The organism is Acinetobacter lwoffii, from assembly GCF_024129715.1.
Classification (GTDB): Bacteria; Pseudomonadota; Gammaproteobacteria; order Pseudomonadales; family Moraxellaceae; genus Acinetobacter; species Acinetobacter lwoffii_U.
In genome coordinates, this window is sequence record NZ_JAMXXM010000009.1 from 15,412 (window position 1) to 34,860 (window position 19,449).

The following is a 19,449-nucleotide window of genomic DNA, read 5'->3' on the forward strand; positions in this document are numbered from 1 at the left end:
TCAGATAAACTTTAAACCGATCCTATGGAGCTAAACATGAAATTCCGTATTGAAAACATGACCTGTGGTGGCTGCGCGCGCAGTGTCACGGCTACGATTAAAGATCTGGATGAAAATGCCACTGTGAATATTGATGTGGCCACTAAACTGGTTGAAGTTGAATCGACAGCCAGTGAATCTGAGATTGTTGCAGCTTTAACCGAATATGGTTTCCCGCCTGTGGCAGCCTGATCATTGTCGAGTTAGATTGCGAAAGGGATCTTATGCACTCATACAGCCAAATAAAAAATGCCTGATTGAATCAGGCATTTTTTATTCTAGTGATCATACCGATGAGATTTTATCTGGCGTCATGAGTGCCTGATTAATATACAGCTTAATCAGACGTTCACGTGACCCAATCGCTTTTTGGTAATTGGTCGAATTTAATAACAGCGAAGCGCCATAGGTGACTGTCCAGATATAAGACAAATAATCGCGAATCGACATAGCACTTTCTAAAGCCACCAGATAATCATGGGTGATGTCTTTAATCCGGATAATTCGTTCTTCACGAATACGATAAAGCTCCTGAAATAACTCTTTCAGATTTTTTTCGTTATTGGTTAAACGCTCTTCAATGACATGCAACAGGATGGTTCGGTTTGAATTGAGCATGTGATAGAGCATATATTGTGAAACATAATTTTTAATATCGTTATTATGCTTTTTTGATATTTCTAGAATTCTTTTTTCATTCAGAATAATCAGTTCTAAATATAACTGGTTCTTGCTTTTAAAATGTTTGTAGATGGTTCCTTTTGCGATGTCCAGTTCACTGGCCAGCTCACTCAGGGTAATGTCCTGATTATTATCCAGTAGCAGGCTTTCCGCCATGCTCAGGATCTTCTCTTTACGAAGAAGGAAGTTCTGCTGTCTTACAGTCGTCATCTTCTTGGTCCATACTTTTCGAAAAAGAACCTTTCAAGAATATGCAATTTTGCACGCGATGGCTATAAAACTAAGGTCGTGATATTTATCTCATTTTGTATATTTATGCAGCAACTGCTGACAAATAAAAATAGCGATGCTGAGCAGACAGAAATATTGTCAAGAAAACTGAACCCTAGAGATCAACTTTGCTAAATAAAATTCCATTTTCAGTATAATTATTTTATTGTTTCAGCGCACGAAGCTAGATTCTTTGACTGTTTTAAGCCCATATTCATCAGGGTTTAGTACGGAAAGTAGATCAATATTAAGCTGGCATATTCAGTCACTCATACTGAACATGAAGACGTGATTTTCAATGCAACTTTATGAATCTAGATATAGATTTAACACTGCAGGAATTGGATATCACGATTTTAAAATGGCCTGTCTGGATTCTAATGAAAATTAGAAAATATTTGGCAACAGGATTGAGTATCACCCTTTAAGGAATTTAAAAATGCCGATTTATAATGCGCCGCTAAAAGACATGGAATTTATTTTAAATGACGTATTCCATGCGGAACAATTTTGGCAAGGTAATGAAAATTTTGCACATTTAGATATGGCGACGGCAAATGCAATTCTGGAAGAGATGGCCAAATTTTCCAAGAATGTTATTCTTGACCTGAATCGTCCTGCTGATGAAGAAGGTGGTGCTCAGTTTAAAAACGGTGAGGTGACTACGCCGGCTGGTTTCAAGGAAGCCTTTAAACAGTTTGCCGAAGGTGGCTGGGTAGGCTTGGGTGCTCCTGAAGAATGGGGCGGACAAAATATGCCGAAGATGCTCACGGTTCTGGCGGATGAAATGATCTGGAGCACCAACCCATCTTTTATGCTTTATCCACTACTCACTGTGGGTGCAGGTATGGCGATCAGTGACCGCGCCTCACAGGAACAGAAAGAAACCTATTTACCAAAATTCTATACGGGTGAATGGTCAGGCACCATGTGTCTGACTGAACCACATTCCGGCACAGATCTTGGCATTATCAAGACCAAAGCTGAACCGAATGAAGATGGTTCGTACAATATTACCGGTACCAAAATTTTTATTACCAGCGGTGAGCATGATCTGAGTGAAAATATCATTCATCTGGTGCTGGCAAAAACTCCGAATGCACCAGCAGGTTCACGTGGTATTTCATTATTTATTGTGCCGAAATTCCTGATCAATGCCGATGGTTCACTGGGTGAGCGTAATACAGTAGCTGCCGGTTCGATCGAACATAAAATGGGAATTAAAGGCTCGGCGACCTGTGTCATGAACTTTGACGGCGCCAAGGGCTATATGGTTGGTAATGAAAATGAAGGTCTGGCCGGCATGTTCGTGATGATGAACTACGAACGTTTATCTATGGGGATTCAGGGCATCGGTGCAGCAGAATTTTCCTACCAGAATGCGGCACAATATGCGACGGACCGTTTACAGGGCCGTGCATCAACTGGTGCAAAATCTCCAGAAAAACCAGCCGATTCAATTCTAGTCCATGGCGATGTACGCCGTATGCTGCTCAATGTACGTGCTAACAATGAAGCTTCACGTGCGTTTGCGGTGTATGTAGGTCAACAACTGGATATTACCAAATACTCAACCGACCCTGAAGCGGTGCGTAAAGCGACTGACCGTGTGGCGCTGTTAACGCCAATCGCCAAAGCTTATTTGACCGACAAGGCACTGGATTCTGCACTGGAAGCGCAAATGTGCTTCGGTGGTCATGGCTATATCCGTGAATGGGGCATGGAACAGTGTATTCGTGACCTGCGTATTTCACAGATTTATGAAGGCACCAATGGCGTGCAGGCGATTGACCTGATTGGGCGTAAAACCACCAAATGTAATGGGGCTTATATCGCGGAATATATTGCTGAAATCCGTGAATTTGCCCAAAATTTAGATGATTCATTGACGATTAAAACGGCGACATTAGAAGCCTGCCAGCAACTTGAAGATATCACCAAATTCATCGTCGAGCAGTCTAAGCTGAACCCTGATTTTGCTAATTCGATTGCTGTCGATTATTTACATGCGGTTGGGCTGCTCAGCTTTGTCTATATGTATGCGCGGATTAGCAAAGCCGCCGCAGCCAAAGACGATAGTTACTTCCAGAACAAACTGGTACTGGCCAACTATTATGTGGCCAAAGTACTTCCGGATTTGAGTGCACGAATCCAGCGTATTCAGGCCGGTGCGGAACTGGTCATGCAATTGCCTGAAGCATATTTTACCGCACAGGCTTAACCCGCAATGATTGCGAAGGACCAGCCCTACAGTGCTTTGGCTATGTAGGGTTGATAACAATGATGAAAAAGGATGAAACTAAAATGATCGTAATTGTAGATGCAGTACGTACCGCGATGGGCGGTTTTCAAGGTTCATTGTCAAGCTGTACCGCGCCAGATTTGGGTGCTGTGGCAATTAAAGAAGTAGTGGCACGTGCAGGTCTGTCGGCCAATGATATTGATGAAGTGATTATGGGCTGCGTTCTTCCTGCTGGTTTAAAACAGGGTCCGGCACGTCAGGCCATGCGTCAGGCGGGTCTACCGGATTCCACGGGGGCGACCACGATTAATAAAATTTGTGGTTCTGGTATGAAAGCCGTGATGCAGGCAGCAGATGCGATCAAAGCCGGTTCAGCAGAGATTGTGGTGGCTGGCGGTATGGAGTCGATGTCGAACGCACCATATTTGATGGACAAGGCACGGGCCGGATTCCGTATGGGACATGGTAAAGTGACGGATCATATGTTCCAGGAAGGTTTGGAAGATGCTGAAACAGGTCTGTCGATGGGGATTTTGGCTCAGGAAATGGCAGATAAAAAAGGCTATAGCCGTGAGCAGCAGGATGCTTATGCGATTGGCTCATTAAATAAAGCCGTGACGGCGGTGCAGCAAGGTTTCTTTAAAGATGAAATCGTACCGGTCACTGTCAGTAGCCGTAAAGGTGATGTGGTAGTAGAGCAGGATGAGCAACCTTTAAATGCCAAGGCTGACAAAATTCCAACTCTGCGTCCAGCGTTCAAAAAAGACGGCACCATTACTGCGGCAAATGCCAGCTCCATTTCAGATGGTGCTTCAGCACTGGTGATCACCTCGAGCGAAATTGCTGCACAGCGTAACTTAAAACCGCTAGCTAATATTCTCGCCTATGCCAGCCATTCGCAGCATCCGTCAGAATTTACTATTGCACCTGTTGGTGCGATTGAAAAAGTCCTGAAAAAAACCGGTTGGGATGCTCAGGATGTTGACCTTTGGGAAATCAACGAAGCGTTCGCCATGGTCACTATGTTAGCCATTGATGGCTTTAAACTTGATCCAGCAAAAGTGAACATTAATGGTGGTGCTTGTGCGCTTGGTCATCCATTGGGTTCTTCTGGCTCTCGTATTATTGTGACCTTGATTCATGCCTTAAAACGTACTGGCGGCAAGAAAGGGATTGCGTCCTTATGTATCGGTGGTGGTGAAGCGACTGCGATTGCTGTGGAACTGATTTAAGCACATCCTAAATCGTATATTCAGGTAGCAAACTCAATACTGATTCATTGGAGACTTTCTGCTCTTGGTTTGCCAGGAGCAGGGATTCTTTAAATCATATTAATTTTTAAAATACACAATAAAATCCATATTTTCAGACTTTGCTGATCCCATTCCATCTATATTTTTACTATAAAAATTACTTTTTAAATTATTTAAAAACTTTTTCCAGCACATGCCGGTGAATAAATCGTAACTTGTCTTTAACTGCTTCGCTCAGCTTGAAGGGGTAGGCATCTTCCAGACCCATACAACGGTTTAAGGCATTCAGATTAAAGGTCAAGGTAACCCAGTTTTCCAGAATATGTTCAAAATCCTGTCCACCAATCGGGCATTCTTTAAAATCCATACTGGCCAGATAGCTGCCATTTCCTTCGACACGCATACCACCATAGTAGGCAGTTTCCAGTGTTTCCATCATATGCAGATAATGTGCCCAGGTTTCTGCCCAGTCTTCCCAGGGATGGGCGGTGGCATAAGCACTGATATACTTTTCCTGCCAGTTGATTGGTGCGCCTTCGTTATAATGGCGTTCAAGTGCCTTGCTGTAGTCTTGCCGCTCATCGCCAAAATACTGACGGAATTCATCTAGCAATTCCGGATGCATATGTTGCATGAGCGCAAAATAATAATGGCCGCTTTCATGGCGAAAATGACCTAATAAAGTCCGGTAGTTTTCACCCATATTTACACGTGTAGTTTCCCGATAAACTACATCGGCTTCAATTGCATTTAGGGTAATGACCCCATTGGCATGACCAATTAAAACAGGCTTATCTTCTTGGGGCAGGAGAAAATCAAAACGCAGACCAAATGGATCATCTTCAGACTTTTTGGGGCGTGGCATCATGTTCATGCGCTGGGCCAAATACAGGAATCGACGTTTGGCTTCTTCCAGTCGAAACCAGTAAATCAGGTTTTCGGAATTTTCCAAATCAGGAATGACATGGGTCAACTGACAGGATTCACAAAATTCCTCATCTTCATCGCTGGGAATCATCCAGTTGCATACCTGATAATTTACATAATTGTGACAGGGTTTATAACTGGCATGCTGGTAGTTTTTGGCGATTGGAACCCATCGCTCAGCACTCTGTTTTTCGAATGCGCATAGCTCTTTTTCCGAAGCGATATAACCGATCGGTGACAGACAGTGATCACAAACTGATTTGTAAAAAAACAGCTGTTGCTTGCAGACGGCACATTCAAAATGTTTCATTAAACTCCCTGTAGGGAAACGAACGACCTAAAATGTTTATCGATGATGAACACGAAAAAAGGTTCAGAATGCCTACCTAAATTTCTTCCTGATAAAGAAACATCATAAAAATTTCATTGAAAATTCTATATGGATGAATTGTAAAAAAGGTGTGAATGAATATCCCATCAAAGATAGTTTAATGATTATTGATATTGCTTTAGTTTTTGATTTATAAGAAAATTACCATTATTTAATTATAAAAATTGGTTTAGTATGGCTTTTTCATTTCTTAGTAATTCATTTAGCAATGTTATCATTCAATTAAAAAAATATATTTCTGAAATTAAAGAAAGGACAGATATTGATGAGTGGGAAAAGGAGTTACTAAAAAATTTAGATCCTATAGATCTTTATGATAATGAAAGGCTAAATGAGTTTGAAGAACACTGTATAGAGATCAAAAAAAGAAATGATTTAAGTTTAAAGTTGGTATTTGATAATGAGTATGGGGAATTAGGGCATCATTTTGAATATTCGGATCGAATAAAGCTAGAGTATATAAATTTATTAATCTATGCATATTATAAAGAAGTAATGTTTAGGAAAGATTATAGATACTCTTTTCAAAAATCCTTTTTTGATTTTATTGAAAATAATGCAAATAAATTCAGTCCTGAAGTAAATTATATTTTTTCTTTTATAGATAAATTGCCATTTAAACTGTTAAGTAAAGTTTATTCTAATCCAAATTTTCAAAAAATAATTGAAACTTTAACACCTGATCATTTTTCAAAATATATTGAATATTTAGAGTCTAATCACAGAAATATAGAAAAAATTGATGCTTGGACTAGTACATTTGAATCTAAAAAAAGTGAAGTATCAGAATTAGAAAAGCGTCTTGAAAAAAATAAACAAACTTATGATTTCGTTTTGCTCAATAAAGGTTTTAAAGAGCTTTATGATCAGAAAAAAATAGAGTTAGATAATGCAAAAGGTACTTATAGCTTTGTTGCAGCAACAATGTTTTCTATACCTTTTGTGGAATTAGGTGCATTAATTGGAGCATTTTTCTATTTTGATGGAAAGCTACCTACTGGTATGTGGTTTATTTCTATTCCCTTCATTACTTTAATTTTAATTACGTTATATCTTTTAAAAATTTCTTTACAAGACAAAAGAGCAGTCCAATCTCAAATGATGCAGCTAGAACTTCGCATGGCACTGTGTCAGTTCATCCATAACTATGCTGAAGATTCAGAAAAACTGCATAAGAAAAATGCAGCAGGCTTTGAGAAATTTGAAAATATTATCTTTTCACCGCTAGTTTCATCTGATGACAAGATTCCAACCACCTTTGATGGAATGGAGCAACTTGCCAAATTAGTGAGTGAATTTAGAAAGTAATCCAAACTTTCTGCTATCGGCCAGCATCCTATTTTTAATTAGTCAGCGCTTTTGTTAAGGCATAGAATTATTTCACTTTTGTTGTAATAGCACTCAATAGATGGCATTCAGCTGGATTTTTTTCACTTTAATGGCTGCATTTATGCAGGCTTGGCGTAATGCCTTTCAAAAACAGCTCAGCACCACGGTCGATGTCTGGGGAGTCACCCTGGCACGCTTTATTTTCGGTTTGCCATTCGCTGCGCTTTACCTGAGCAGCCTGTATTATTTCAAGCCAGTTGAAAGTGTGGTTCACTTCACGCCCAAGTTCTGGGTCTATGTAGTGATTGCAGGTTGCAGCCAGATTTTAGCTACGGCACTGATGGTGCAACTGTTCAAGCAAAAAAATTACGCGGTTGGGGTGGGGCTGGCGAAAAGTGAAGCCATTTTAGCCGCCATTATTGGTGTGACCTTATTAGCAGATCATTTGTCATTTTTGGCCTGGATTGGTGTGGCGCTGGGCGGATATGCGGTATTTTTATTGAGTAAAGGCCAACAGGTCAGCGGGTTTTCAACCAGAACACTGGCTATTGGCATCGGAAGCGGTTTAAGTTTTGCCATCACCTCACTTCTGGTACGCGAAGCCAGTCTGGAATTAACCACTTTACCAACCTTGCATCGTGCGGCCTGGGTGTTGTTAATGGTGATCAGTTTTCAGTGTATTAGTATGCTGATTTACCTCAGCCTATTCAGTCGCCAGACTTTAGTGGCCATGTGGCAGCGTCTGGGCTTAACTTTTAAAGTGAGTGTGTGCAGTTTTATGGCATCCCTTGGTTGGTTTACCGCTATGAGCATGATGAGTGTGCCGGTGGTTAAAACCTTAGGTCAGATCGAGATTTTATTTAGTATGCTGATCTCGGCGTATTTCTTTAAAGATAAACTGGCCAAGGCTGAACATTGGGGACTGGTACTGGTGGTGATTGCAGCCATACTGGTGATTTGGGCCTAATTTTTATTTAATTTGATCTCAAAAAAGCCACTGATGAACAGTGGCTTTTCGATTATTACGATGCGCTTTTTAAGCTGCAATAAATTTTTGCACCGCCTGATTAAAAGCTTCAGGTTGTTCGATATTTGAAATATGCGAAGCATTGATTTCAAATAGTTGGCTGTTGGCAATACGATCAACCATATACTGACCATCAGCTACAGTCGTTACAGGGTCTTGCTGACCTGCAACCACTAAGACAGGCACAGTAATGTCTTGCAGTTGTTCACGAACATCCGCTTTAGCCAAAGCTTCACAACAGCTTGCATAACCTTCCGGGCTGCCAGCCCCAAGGTCGTTTTGAAGGTTATTCACCACTGTTGCGTTGCTTTGAATAAAGGGTTCAGTAAACCAGCGTGATGCTGCAGTAGACGCAATCGGTTGTAAACCTTGTTCACGAACCAGTGCAGCACGGTCATTCCAGGCCTGTTCCTGACCGATTTTTGCTGCGGTATTGCATACCACCACCTGATTAAAGCGTTCTGGACGGTTAATCGCCAACCATTGACCTGTCAAACCGGCCATTGAAATACCGCAGAAAGCTGCTTTTTCAATGTTTAAATGATCAAGCAGATTCACCACATCTTGACCAAGTTGATCAATGCTATACGGACCTTGCGGTGCAGAGGAAGCCCCATGACCACGGGTGTCATAGCAGATGACAAAATAATCTTTCTGGAAAAATTCAATTTGTGGTTGCCACATGCTGAATTTGGTGCCCAGTGAGTTAGAAAAAACCAGGGCTGGCTTAGATGCATCACCAAAGGTCTGGTAATTGATCTGGGCATCGTTGGATGTAAATGTTGGCATTTTTAAAATCCTTAATCTTATAAACTCCCCTAAATCCCCCTGAGCAAGGCTTAAGCATTGCTTTAAGCTGAAGCGCAAGAAGGGGGACTTTTAATGAGGATTAAACACGTTCAATAATCAAAGCGATGCCTTGACCGACACCAATACACATTGAGCAAAGACCGTATTGACCACCAGTTTGTTCAAGTTGGTTGAGTGCAGTCGTCACTAAACGCGCACCTGAAGCACCGAGTGGATGACCCAAAGCAATCGCACCACCATTTGGATTGACTTTCTCTGAACCGTCTTCGATACCCAAGTCACGGGTACATGCCAGTGCCTGAGCAGCAAAAGCTTCATTCAGCTCGATCACGTCCATCTGCTCTAAAGTCAGACCGGTTTGCGCCAGTAATTTCTTGATGGCAAGTGCTGGACCAAAACCCATGATACGTGGTTCAACACCCACAACCGTTGAGCCAATAATTTTGGCACGTGGTTTTAAACCATGCTGAGCAACCGCTTCATCAGATGCGATTAAAAGAGCAGCCGCACCATCGTTAATACCAGAAGCATTACCCGCCGTTACTGTCCCGTCTGCTTTCACCACAGGTTTCAGTTTTGCCAATGCTTCTGCTGTGGTAGAGGCACGTGGATGTTCATCAGTATCGACAACCACCGGATCGCCTTTACGCTGCGGAATCACCACAGGAATGATTTCATTTTTATAGAAACCTTTGGCCTGCGCTGCTGCGGTACGTTGCTGGCTGGTCAGGGCAAACTTGTCCTGATCTTCACGGTTGATATTGAACTGCTCCGCCAGATTTTCAGCAGTTTGTGGCATGGTTTCCACGCCGTACATTTCTTTCAGTTTCGGGTTGATGAAACGCCAGCCCATGGTGGTGTCTTCAATCTTTTGGCTACGGCCATACGCCGTTTCTGACTTGCCCATCACGAATGGGGCACGCGACATGCTTTCTACACCGCCGGCAATGATCAGATTGGCTTCACCGGCTTTAATCGCACGTGCTGCCATTGCGATTGCATCCATTGATGAACCACACAGACGGTTCACGGTCGTTGCTGGAACCTGATAAGGCAGGCCTGCAAGCAGCGAAGACATGCGACCGACGTTACGGTTATCTTCACCGGCCTGGTTGGCACAGCCATAAATCACATCATCAACCTGTTCCCAGTTCACTGATGGATTGCGTTCCATTAAAGCTTTGATTGGAAGTGCACCCAGGTCATCGGCACGGACAGGCGCGAGACCACCGGCATAACGGCCGAATGGGGTACGGATGGCATCGATAATATATGCGTTTTTCATTGTGTATTTGCTCACATAATTAAAAGAAGAAAACTCCTCCCTTTTTAAAGGGAGGTTGGGAGGGATTTAATGAAGTAGTTTTATTCCTCAAATCCTCCCTAAATCCCTCCTGAACATGTTTTAAAGCACTGCTTTTAAAACTAAGTGCAAGAAAGAAGGGACTTCCCCTTAATTTGATTGAGTCGCATCAATCAGTTTGGCACCAGTCAATGACTGCAATTCTTCAAATGACAGACCTTCAACTTTCTCAATCACTTTCATACCTTCAGGTGTCACATCAATCACACACAGGTCGGTGTAAATACGATCCACACATTTCAAGCCAGTAGCCGGATACGTCAGTTCAGCCACGATTTTTGGCTCGCCTTTTTTGGTCACGTGGTCAGTCGTAATAAAGACTTTCTTCGCGCCCACAGCCAGATCCATGGCACCGCCCACCGCTGGAATTGCATCCGGTGCACCGGTATGCCAGTTAGCCAAGTCACCATTTTCAGCGACCTGGAACGCGCCCAGTACGGCGATGTCTAAGTGACCGCCACGCATCATCGCGAAAGAATCACCATGATGGAAGAATGAACCGCCTTCAAGTAAAGTTACGAATTCTTTACCAGCATTAATCAGCTCAGGATCGCGGTCTTCTTCAGCAGGAGGAGGACCGAAAGCCAACAGGCCATTTTCAGAATGCAGGAAGACGTCTTTATCGCTTGGCAGGTAGCTGGAAATCTTGGTCGGTAAACCAATACCGAGGTTCACATAAGCGCCATCAGGAATATCTTGTGCCACACGTTCAGCGATCTGGTCACGGGTCAGTTTGCTATAGCTCATTATTTATCTCCGATGCCAATTATTGTGCAGGTTTAACTTGAACAACGTGTTGAACAAAAATTCCCGGGGTGATGATGTGCTCTGGATCCAGTGCACCCAGTTCAACCACTCCAGAAACTTGAGCGATGGTCACATCTGCTGCCATCGCCATAATCGGGCCGAAGTTACGCGCAGATTTACGGTAGACCAGATTGCCCCAACGATCGCCTTTAGAAGCTTTTATCAAGGCAAAGTCAGCTTTAATTGGATTTTCTAAAACGTAGTCTTTACCTTCGTAGTTCATGGTCGGTTTGCCTTCAGCCAGCAAAGTACCAAAACCGGTAGGCGTATAGATTGGACCCAAGCCCATACCTGCCGCCTGAATACGGCAAGCCAGATTACCTTGCGGCACCAATTCCAGTTCAATCTTGCCTGCACGATATAACTCGTCAAATACCCACGAGTCAGACTGACGCGGGAAAGAGCAAATGATTTTACGAACAGCACCAGCTTTAAGCAGTTTCGCCAGACCATAGTCGCCATTACCGGCATTGTTGTTGACAATAATCAGGTCTTTAATACCCAATTCGATCAGACCATCAATCAGTTCAGCAGGCTGACCTGCTGTACCGAAACCACCGATCATAATGGTAGAACCGTCCTTGATCTGGGAGAGTGCTTCTTTCAATGATAATGAACTTTTATCTATCATAATCTGGTCCTTACATATCCTAAACTGATGGATGTCTTTAAACTCGTTTTGAATCTGATGCTGTAACCGGAACTGCGTTACGGTTTTTCTGTGACAGCAGAAAATGTGCGACCAGGCCAATGCAAATTCCCCAAAAGACTGAACTCAGTCCCAGGAAATGCATGCCGGAAGCAGTCGCTAAAAAGGTAATCAGTGCTGCATCACGTTGCGACTCTTTACCCATGGCCACGGAAATGTTGGTAGCAATTGCACCGAGTAATGCCAGTCCTGCCAAAGCCGCAATCAACTCTTTGGGCATGAGGCTAAACAGCATGACAATGCTGCCGGCAAATAAGCCGCCTAAAATGTAAAAAAGCCCATTCGCCACACCGGCGATATAACGCTTTTCTTTCAGCTCGTGGGCATCTTTCCCCAGACACAAAGCAGCTGTGATCGAGGCCAAGACAATGGTAATACCACCGACACAGGCCACTGCAAGCGAGGCAATACTGGTTGCACTAATAATCGGCTTGGCGGGCATGTCATAGCCACTGAGTTTGATAATCGCCATTCCCGGTAAAAACTGACCAGACAGGCTGACCAGAATCAGGGGAAGGGCCAGATTCAGGGTTGAACTCCAGGTCCATTTCGGTGCAATAAATTGCGGAATCGCCAGACTGAAATTTGCCGTGACCGGGTTAATCTTGCCGAGTAGCATGCTTAAAACTACACCGGCAATCAGCACCCAGACCATGGCATAGCGTGGACTAAAACGCTTGGCCAGCAAAAATACCGCCAGCATGCCAAAGACGATATAGGGCATGGTATCGGTCGCGGTGAACAGCCCTAAACCAAACTGCAGTAAAATCCCTGCCATCATCCCGGCAGCCACTTCCTGAGGAATCCAGGACAGTAACTTGTCGAAATAACCGGTGATCCCAATGAAAAAAATCACCACAGCAGAGGTGATATAGGCAGCAACCGCTTCATTGAGTGAAATATCGGGAAACAGCGTGACTAATAAAGCCGTTCCGGGCGCAGACCAGGCGGTGACGACAGGTATTTTGTATTTAATTGATAAAAAGATACCTGCGAGCGCAGCACCAATAGAAATTCCCCAAATCCATGAAATCATCATGTCCGGGGAAACTTGGGCTTGCTGAGCCGCCTGGAAAAAAATGATCATTGGCCCTGAATAGGAAATCAGCACTGCTAAGAATCCTGCAACAGTTGCTGAAATTGACCAATCATTTTTTAATGTCTGAAACAGGGTATTCATTGGTGATGTGCCTCCTTGCGTCGAACCATGAGCCTGTTAAAAATCGTGATGATCAGGACTAGCCTTGATCACCACCACCGACTGGTACCACGGTACCTGTCATATAAGATGATTCATCGGAAGCCAGGAATACAATCGCATTCACTTGCTCCTGAATCGTACCGTAGCGTCCCATAAACGTACGGTCAATGGTCTGATCAACCACTTGCTGCATCCATTCCTTTTCAGATTCAGTTAGTGGATTAGCATTGCGCGGTACTTTACGTGGTGGTGCTTCAGTGCCACCCGTTGCCACTGCGTTAACGCGAATACCATCTTTGGCATGTTCAAAGGCAAGGGAAGCCGTCAGGCCATTTACGCCACCTTTAGACGCTGAATATGGCACACGGTTAATGCCGCGTGTCGCAATAGAAGATACGTTTACAATAGTACCTTTCTGATTTTTAATCATTTCTGGCAAAACTGCACGGCAGCACCACAAGGTCGGGAACAATGAACGGTTCACTTCCTTGATAATTTCTTCTTCAGAAAATTCCTCGAAAGGTTTCATCCAGATCGCGCCACCCACGTTGTTGATTAACGCATCGACACGGCCATAGGTTTCTAGGGCTTTTTCAACGACTGATTGGGCACCAGCAAAAGTTTCCAGATTGGCTTTGATGGTAATCGCATCACCACCAGTCGCTTCAATTTCAGCCAGAACTTCTTCCACATAAGGGGAAAGGTCAGCCATAACGACTTGAGCACCTTCGCTCGCCACTTGCAGCGCGACACCGCGACCGATGCCTTGCGCGGCACCGGTCACGATTACAACTTTATTTTCAAATCTTTGACGGTTAGACATTGAACAAATTCCCTCTCTTAGTTGGCAGAGAATTTTTCAAACAGGAAGCTTGCAGGTTTAACGCCTTCAGCATCTAACCAGCCGCGAACCGCTTCTACCATTGGTACTGGACCACACAGGTAGACATCTACATCACCGTCATTCAGCCATTCATTTTCGATATGACCGGTCACATAGCCTTTACGCTCATGTGCAGATTCCGGGTTAGCAACCACTGTGCGGTATTCGAACCATGGGAATTTGTCTTGCAGTTCGTTCAGTTTTTCAATCGCTACCAAGTCGAAATCATTGGTCACACCAAATACTAAACGCACTGGATGTTCTGAACCTTTTTCTTCCAGTACTTGTAGCATTGACATGAATGGTGCAATACCTGTACCACCCGCCAGCATCAAGACAGGACGGGTCACAGGGCGCAGGTAGAAGCTACCAAATGGACCGGTGAAAGTCATTTTGTCACCAGCTTTGGCATTTTTACTTAAGAATTCACTCATTTTGCCGTTCGGTACGTTACGTACTACGAAACCGGTCAAACGGTCACTCGGTTTTGAGCTGAATGAATATGAACGGGTTTCGGTCGTGCCCGGAATTCCTACATTCACATATTGACCAGCAAGGAAGTGAATGTCTGGTTGACCTTCATCTAACTGGATGTCAAAAGTAATGGTCGAGTCAGACAGGTTTTCGACACGCGCCAAAGTACCCTGGAATTCATGAATTTCAGTTTTGCAGACTTCTGAAGAGGCCTGAATCTGGAAAACTGCATCTGAAGTCGGTTTACACTGGCAGGCCAAAATGTAGCCTTCAGCTGCTTCTTCAGGGGTTAATGCATCTTCAATATAGGTTTCTTCAGGCATGTCAAACGAACCTGACTCGCAAAAAGCACGGCATGTTCCACAAGCACCATCACGGCAGTCCAGAGGAATATTGATTTTTTGACGGTACGCAGCATCAGATAAGGTTTCACCTTGAGCAACGCTGATAAAACGTGTAACGCCATCTTCAAATTGAAGTGCAACATTAAGGTTTGACATGGCTAGAATCCTATAAATATTTAAAACAGATGACCTGCTTCAGCCAACTGTCCATTTGGCTGAAGACGTAGTGGCAAATTTTAGAGGTGGTAAATATCAATGACCTGATTGATGTAATCGTTTTTCAGCACCACGTATTTGCTTAAAATCTGTGGTTTCTCACCTGAAAAATCGATCACATAACGTGACATGCCAAAGTAGTTGTAGTTGGTCTTGTAACGGAAACTCAACGTGTTCCAGTTAAAGCGAACTGTCACCTGATCACCGTTTTGTTCAACAATCTCGATATTGCAGATGTTGTGACTGGTACGGGTGTCGGGCATGGTTGCAGAAGAACGTTCAGTCTTGATACGGAATACACGGTCTTCTAAACCTTGACGGTCAGGGTAATAAATCAAAGAGATTTCAGACTCTGGGTCTGTTGTCAATTTGTCATCATCATCCCAAGACGGCATCCAGAATTCTGCTGATGGGGCATAACACTGTAACCAGTCATCCCATTGTTCATCATCCAGAAAGCGCGCTTCTTTGTAGAGGAATTGAGCAATGTTTTCTAAAGTAATCGCGCTCATGCGTTTTCTCCTTCAGTTGCAGCAAGTTCTTTTTCAGAAGTAATCGCTTCTTTCATCAGTTGTAACCAGTGTTCATGCTGAGCCAGGTATAGACCTTCGTCTTCAGTTTTGATGCCTGAAAGTTTTGGTTTCAAACCAATTTCATTGGCTGCATCATCCGGACCTTGAATCCAGTGTTTTGCACCACGGCTCATATCATTCCATTCAAGCGCAATACCGGCATAACCCGCCTGACAGGCACGGAATTCTTCCAGGTCATCCGGAGTCGCCATACCTGAAGCATTAAAGAAGTCTTCGTACTGGCGAATGCGACGGGTACGTGCTTCCTTGTCTTCACCCACAGGTGCGATACAGTAAATGGTCACTTCAGTCTTATCGACAGAAATCGGGCGTAGGACACGAATTTGTGAACCGAACTGATCCATGAAATAAACGTTTGGATAGATACACAGGTTACGTGAACGTTCAATCATCCACTTCGCCATGGCTTCGCCATATTGCGCAGTGTATTCATCTTTCTTGGCAAAGTTAGGACGGTCTTCCGGGTTAGCCCATTGAGTCCAAAGTAGCATGTGACCGTGTTCAAAGCCGTAAGAACCACCGCCTTGTTTGCCCCATGCACCTGCGCTCATCGCACGGATGTTGTCGCCAGCCTCTTTTTCTTTACGTTGCTGAGTCGTTGCAGCATAGTTCCAGTGTACAGCAGACACATGATAACCATCAGCACCGTTTTCAGCAGTCAACTTCCAGTTACCTTCATAGGTATAAGTCGAAGAACCACGTAAAACTTCCAGACCTTGTTCAGACTGATCCACGATCATGTCAATGATTTTGGTCGCTTCGCCCAGGTATTCTTCCAGAGAAGGAACATCCAGATTTAAGCTGCCAAACAGGAAACCTTTATAGCTTTCAAAACGTGCCACTTTCTTAAGATCATGAGAACCGTCTTTGTTGAAGCAGTCTGAATATCCTGCATCAGAAGGGTCTTTAACTTTGAGCAATTTACCCGAATTGTTAAATGTCCAACCGTGGAAAGGGCAAGTATAAGTTGCTTTATTGCCTTTCTTATGACGACAAAGTTGTGCGCCACGGTGTGAACAGGCATTGATCATTGCATTGAGTTCACCTTGACGGTTGCGCGCAATGATGATCGGCTGACGACCCATATAGGTAGTATAGAAGTCGTTATTGTTTGGAATCTGGCTTTCATGTGCGAGATAAACCCAGTTGCCTTCAAAGATGTATTTCATCTCAAGGTCAAACAGGGCCTGGTCTGTAAATACTGAACGGTGTAGTTTAAATTCACCAGATTCATAATCATCAACCAGTAATTCGTCAATGCGGTCTAAATGGCTGGTGTTAATTACGGGAATACGAGGCATGTCCTTTCTCCGACTTTCCAAATTAAGGCAAGTCCCCGAAATGTCATTAAATTGACATCTCGGTTCCTTATCATGAGCTCATTAAGCGCTTGCGCGGCGACGTTCAACTTCAGTCGATGGTGCTGCAGCTTGTTCTTTCACAAGTTCAACATTGAACTGAATGTGTTTGAATGGTTTATTCAGACCACGTTTTGCAATTTCAGCTTCGTCTGTTACATCAACAGCAGTCGCGACCAAACCATCACGGGTTGCAAATGCAAAGTCATCCCAAAGGTACTTGTCGCCTTCGATGTTAAATTGCGTGGTTAATTTGCGGTAACCCGGTGCAGAGATGAAATAATGCACGTGAGAAGGGCGGTTACCGTGACGACCAAGTTTGTCTAGAACAAATTGAGTCGTGCCTTCTGGAGGACAGCCATAACCGACTGGCATAGTGGTTAATGCAGTATATTGACCATCGGCAGCAGTAATAATGCTGCGACGCAAGTTAAAGTCAGACTGTGACTTGTCAAAGAATGAGTAGTTACCCAGGCTGTTGGCATGCCAGATTTCAACTTTAGCACCTTCAATGAGGTTGCCTTCTGTATCTTTTACTGTACCTTCAATGATTAAAGTCGGGATTTTGCCTTCTTCAGAACCATCATCCATACGTGCGAAGCTTACCGATTCCGGTGCACCAGCGACATATAACGGACCTTCAATGGTACGTGGCGTACCGCCAGTAATGCCTGCTTTGGCATCTGCTTCATCTGCACGTAAATCTAAATAGTGCTCTAGACCTAAACCTGCCGCCAAAAGACCCAATTCATTGGCTTGACCTGCATCAGTCAAATATTCCAGACCTTTCCACAATTCAGATTGTGAGATATCAAGGTCTTCAATCGCTTGGAAAAGGTCACCCAATAAACGCACAACAACCTGTTGTACACGTTCATCGACAGGACCCGTCGCTGTGTCGACATTCATTTTTTTAACAAGTGCATCAATTTCTTGGCGATTCATACTATTGCTCCTGAAGTATGTATACATTTTTTGGTGGCAGGCTGTTTAGCATTTACATTGGCTGGCTAAAACTGGCTGGCCACAATCCTTGTTGAGGTACCCTCTGTTTTCGATTTGGAAGGGGAATCCAGTGACTCCCAATCCGCTCATTCAATCAACTGTCGTCATCTCGAACTGAAGATGGGTGACGGTTTAATGCCATTACTTCAATGTTCATATAAGGATAGAGAGGCAAGCCTTGTAACAGGTTGTGCAACTCTTCATTGCTTTCAACATCAAAAATACTGATGTTTGAGTACTGGCCCGTGATGCGCCAGATATGACGCCATTTGCCTTGACGCTGTAATTCCTGTGAATAAGCCTTTTCAACAGCCTTAATTTCGTTTGCCTGTTCAACTGGCAGATCACGTGGAATGTTTACATCCATACGTACGTGAAAAAGCATGGGTTTCTCCTAATTACTGACGACGCAAGTTGTCAATCTTGTTTTCATCCAACTCAATCCCCAGACCTGGTCCTTTCGGAATCTCAAGTTCAAAGTTTTGATAGTTGAGTGGGGTTTTCAAAATATCTTCAGTCAGCAGTAGAGGACCAAACAGCTCGGTACCGAACGCCAGACTTTCAAAAGTAGAGAACACATGTGCCGAAGCAATTGTGCCTACCGGGCCTTCCAGCATGGTGCCGCCATACAGGTCAATACCTGCAAGTTTGGCAATCTTGCCTACTTCGCAACCTTCAATCAGGCCACCCGACTGGGCAACTTTGACTGCAAAAACAGATGAACCGTTTTGTTTGGCAATCTCATACGCTGAGTGCGGGCCCATTAACGATTCGTCTGCCATGATGGCAACATCAAAACGTCGGGTCAGACGGCGCATGGCGTCCAGGTTATCAATTGCACATGGCTGTTCAATCAGATCAACACCGCCATCTTGCAATAACTGAATGCCTTTAATGGCTTCCAGTTCTGACCAGGCACGGTTCACATCGACACGGATCGAAACGTCTTTGCCTAAGGCTTTCTTAATTGCCAAAACATGTTCAACATCTTCTTCTACCGGACGCGAACCGATTTTCAGTTTGAAAATGTTGTGGCGTTTTGCCGCAACCATTTTCTCTGCTTCAGCAATATCTTTTTCGGTATTTCCAGAAGCCAATACCCAAAGAACTGGAATACTGTCACGTAAGCGGCCACCGAGGACTTCGCTTAATGGCAAACCTAAACGTTGTGCCTGAATGTCTAAAAGTGCAGTCTGAATCGCACATTTGGCAAAACGGTTACCATTAATATTCTTTTTAATTGCTTGTAATGTCTGTGCAACATTTAAACCGGATAATGTTTTTAAAAGAGGCGCAAAATAAGTTTCAATATTAACTTTTACGCTTTCCGGGCTTTCATCACCATAACCTAAGCCACCGATCGTTGTTGCTTCACCCCAACCGATGTAACCATCTTCAGTGGTGATTTTGACCAATACCAGCGTCTGGGTTTGCATCGTCGCCACTGCCATCTTGTGAGGGCGAATGGTTGGAATTTCTACCAGCAAGGTTTCAACTGACTTATACATAATACGGGTTCACATTCTT

At 43.8% G+C, this 19,449-nt stretch carries 19 protein-coding genes; 5 read left to right on the forward strand and 14 right to left on the reverse strand.

The window, feature by feature from the left end:
* Nucleotides 1–36 precede the first annotated feature (36 nt).
* Complete coding sequence (locus tag NI462_RS07915; RefSeq protein WP_253159930.1) at nt 37–231, forward strand: heavy-metal-associated domain-containing protein; 195 nt, start codon at nt 37–39, stop codon at nt 229–231.
* A 93-nt stretch (nt 232–324) separates the two neighbouring features.
* Here the strand turns inward: NI462_RS07915 and NI462_RS07920 are convergent, their stop codons facing one another.
* Nucleotides 325–930 (reverse strand): TetR/AcrR family transcriptional regulator, encoded by a 606-nt coding sequence (locus NI462_RS07920; protein WP_004280405.1) that lies wholly within the window; start codon nt 928–930, stop codon nt 325–327.
* A gap of 499 nt (nt 931–1,429) precedes the next feature.
* Here NI462_RS07920 and NI462_RS07925 point away from each other — a divergent pair, with 499 nt between their 5' ends.
* A complete protein-coding gene (locus NI462_RS07925; protein WP_253159932.1) occupies nt 1,430–3,211 on the forward strand; it encodes an acyl-CoA dehydrogenase C-terminal domain-containing protein in 1,782 nt (593 codons plus the stop codon).
* 83 nt (nt 3,212–3,294) lie between these two features.
* A complete protein-coding gene (locus NI462_RS07930) occupies nt 3,295–4,464 on the forward strand; it encodes a thiolase family protein (protein ID WP_253159934.1) in 1,170 nt (389 codons plus the stop codon).
* 190 nt (nt 4,465–4,654) lie between these two features.
* On the opposite strand, the gene NI462_RS07935 is transcribed toward NI462_RS07930, so the two are convergent.
* Nucleotides 4,655–5,722 (reverse strand): zinc-binding metallopeptidase family protein, encoded by a 1,068-nt coding sequence (locus NI462_RS07935; protein ID WP_004731123.1) that lies wholly within the window; start codon nt 5,720–5,722, stop codon nt 4,655–4,657.
* Nucleotides 5,723–5,977: 255 nt separating this feature from the next.
* Here NI462_RS07935 and NI462_RS07940 point away from each other — a divergent pair, with 255 nt between their 5' ends.
* Together NI462_RS07940 and NI462_RS07945 are read left to right on the forward strand one after the other, a co-directional pair.
* Entirely contained in the window at nt 5,978–7,111 is a 1,134-nt protein-coding gene (locus NI462_RS07940) for a hypothetical protein (RefSeq protein ID WP_253148406.1), read from the forward strand.
* A 100-nt stretch (nt 7,112–7,211) separates the two neighbouring features.
* A complete protein-coding gene (locus NI462_RS07945) occupies nt 7,212–8,099 on the forward strand; it encodes a DMT family transporter (RefSeq protein WP_253159936.1) in 888 nt (295 codons plus the stop codon).
* A gap of 69 nt (nt 8,100–8,168) precedes the next feature.
* On the opposite strand, the gene pcaD is transcribed toward NI462_RS07945, so the two are convergent.
* The 12 genes from pcaD to NI462_RS08005 form a co-directional block, all read right to left on the reverse strand.
* Nucleotides 8,169–8,948: a 3-oxoadipate enol-lactonase gene (pcaD, locus tag NI462_RS07950; RefSeq protein ID WP_253159938.1), complete on the reverse strand. Its 780-nt coding sequence runs from the start codon at nt 8,946–8,948 to the stop codon at nt 8,169–8,171.
* A 100-nt stretch (nt 8,949–9,048) separates the two neighbouring features.
* Nucleotides 9,049–10,254: a 3-oxoadipyl-CoA thiolase gene (gene pcaF / locus NI462_RS07955; protein WP_253159940.1), complete on the reverse strand. Its 1,206-nt coding sequence runs from the start codon at nt 10,252–10,254 to the stop codon at nt 9,049–9,051.
* Between the two features lie 168 nt (nt 10,255–10,422).
* Nucleotides 10,423–11,079, reverse strand: coding sequence for a 3-oxoacid CoA-transferase subunit B (locus NI462_RS07960; RefSeq protein ID WP_004731112.1), 657 nt, complete (start codon nt 11,077–11,079; stop codon nt 10,423–10,425).
* A gap of 19 nt (nt 11,080–11,098) precedes the next feature.
* Entirely contained in the window at nt 11,099–11,770 is a 672-nt protein-coding gene (locus tag NI462_RS07965) for a 3-oxoacid CoA-transferase subunit A (protein WP_253159942.1), read from the reverse strand.
* 37 nt (nt 11,771–11,807) lie between these two features.
* A complete protein-coding gene (benE, locus tag NI462_RS07970) occupies nt 11,808–13,028 on the reverse strand; it encodes a benzoate/H(+) symporter BenE (RefSeq protein WP_253159944.1) in 1,221 nt (406 codons plus the stop codon).
* Between the two features lie 58 nt (nt 13,029–13,086).
* Nucleotides 13,087–13,872: a benzoate diol dehydrogenase BenD gene (benD, locus tag NI462_RS07975; protein ID WP_253159946.1), complete on the reverse strand. Its 786-nt coding sequence runs from the start codon at nt 13,870–13,872 to the stop codon at nt 13,087–13,089.
* Between the two features lie 17 nt (nt 13,873–13,889).
* A complete protein-coding gene (gene benC / locus NI462_RS07980) occupies nt 13,890–14,906 on the reverse strand; it encodes a benzoate 1,2-dioxygenase electron transfer component BenC (protein WP_253159948.1) in 1,017 nt (338 codons plus the stop codon).
* Nucleotides 14,907–14,986: 80 nt separating this feature from the next.
* A complete protein-coding gene (benB, locus tag NI462_RS07985; protein WP_253159951.1) occupies nt 14,987–15,478 on the reverse strand; it encodes a benzoate 1,2-dioxygenase small subunit in 492 nt (163 codons plus the stop codon).
* Complete coding sequence (benA, locus tag NI462_RS07990) at nt 15,475–16,860, reverse strand: benzoate 1,2-dioxygenase large subunit (RefSeq protein WP_253159953.1); 1,386 nt, start codon at nt 16,858–16,860, stop codon at nt 15,475–15,477. The genes benB and benA overlap by 4 nt, the downstream gene beginning before the upstream one ends.
* 81 nt (nt 16,861–16,941) lie before the next feature.
* On the reverse strand, nt 16,942–17,862 hold the full coding sequence (catA, locus tag NI462_RS07995) for a catechol 1,2-dioxygenase (protein ID WP_253159955.1): 921 nt from the start codon (nt 17,860–17,862) through the stop codon (nt 16,942–16,944).
* Nucleotides 17,863–18,016: 154 nt separating this feature from the next.
* Nucleotides 18,017–18,307, reverse strand: a complete 291-nt coding sequence (gene catC, locus NI462_RS08000; protein WP_004647036.1) for a muconolactone Delta-isomerase — start codon at nt 18,305–18,307, stop codon at nt 18,017–18,019.
* A gap of 13 nt (nt 18,308–18,320) precedes the next feature.
* On the reverse strand, nt 18,321–19,430 hold the full coding sequence (locus NI462_RS08005) for a muconate/chloromuconate family cycloisomerase (RefSeq protein WP_004647035.1): 1,110 nt from the start codon (nt 19,428–19,430) through the stop codon (nt 18,321–18,323).
* Nucleotides 19,431–19,449: the final 19 nt, after the last annotated feature.

Coding starts and splice junctions, on each gene's coding strand:
- NI462_RS07915 (WP_253159930.1), top strand. CDS start 37: ATGAAATTCCGTATTGAAAACATGACCTGTGGTGGCTGCGCGCGCAGT.
- NI462_RS08005 (WP_004647035.1), bottom strand. CDS start 19,430: ATGTATAAGTCAGTTGAAACCTTGCTGGTAGAAATTCCAACCATTCGC.
- catA (WP_253159955.1), bottom strand. CDS start 17,862: ATGAATCGCCAAGAAATTGATGCACTTGTTAAAAAAATGAATGTCGAC.
- NI462_RS07930 (WP_253159934.1), top strand. CDS start 3,295: ATGATCGTAATTGTAGATGCAGTACGTACCGCGATGGGCGGTTTTCAA.
- benE (WP_253159944.1), bottom strand. CDS start 13,028: ATGAATACCCTGTTTCAGACATTAAAAAATGATTGGTCAATTTCAGCA.
- benB (WP_253159951.1), bottom strand. CDS start 15,478: ATGAGCGCGATTACTTTAGAAAACATTGCTCAATTCCTCTACAAAGAA.
- benA (WP_253159953.1), bottom strand. CDS start 16,860: ATGCCTCGTATTCCCGTAATTAACACCAGCCATTTAGACCGCATTGAC.
- NI462_RS07945 (WP_253159936.1), top strand. CDS start 7,212: ATGGCATTCAGCTGGATTTTTTTCACTTTAATGGCTGCATTTATGCAG.
- NI462_RS07925 (WP_253159932.1), top strand. CDS start 1,430: ATGCCGATTTATAATGCGCCGCTAAAAGACATGGAATTTATTTTAAAT.
- NI462_RS07940 (WP_253148406.1), top strand. CDS start 5,978: ATGGCTTTTTCATTTCTTAGTAATTCATTTAGCAATGTTATCATTCAA.
- NI462_RS07935 (WP_004731123.1), bottom strand. CDS start 5,722: ATGAAACATTTTGAATGTGCCGTCTGCAAGCAACAGCTGTTTTTTTAC.
- NI462_RS07960 (WP_004731112.1), bottom strand. CDS start 11,079: ATGAGCTATAGCAAACTGACCCGTGACCAGATCGCTGAACGTGTGGCA.
- pcaF (WP_253159940.1), bottom strand. CDS start 10,254: ATGAAAAACGCATATATTATCGATGCCATCCGTACCCCATTCGGCCGT.
- NI462_RS07920 (WP_004280405.1), bottom strand. CDS start 930: ATGACGACTGTAAGACAGCAGAACTTCCTTCTTCGTAAAGAGAAGATC.
- catC (WP_004647036.1), bottom strand. CDS start 18,307: ATGCTTTTTCACGTACGTATGGATGTAAACATTCCACGTGATCTGCCA.
- benC (WP_253159948.1), bottom strand. CDS start 14,906: ATGTCAAACCTTAATGTTGCACTTCAATTTGAAGATGGCGTTACACGT.
- pcaD (WP_253159938.1), bottom strand. CDS start 8,948: ATGCCAACATTTACATCCAACGATGCCCAGATCAATTACCAGACCTTT.
- benD (WP_253159946.1), bottom strand. CDS start 13,872: ATGTCTAACCGTCAAAGATTTGAAAATAAAGTTGTAATCGTGACCGGT.
- NI462_RS07965 (WP_253159942.1), bottom strand. CDS start 11,770: ATGATAGATAAAAGTTCATTATCATTGAAAGAAGCACTCTCCCAGATC.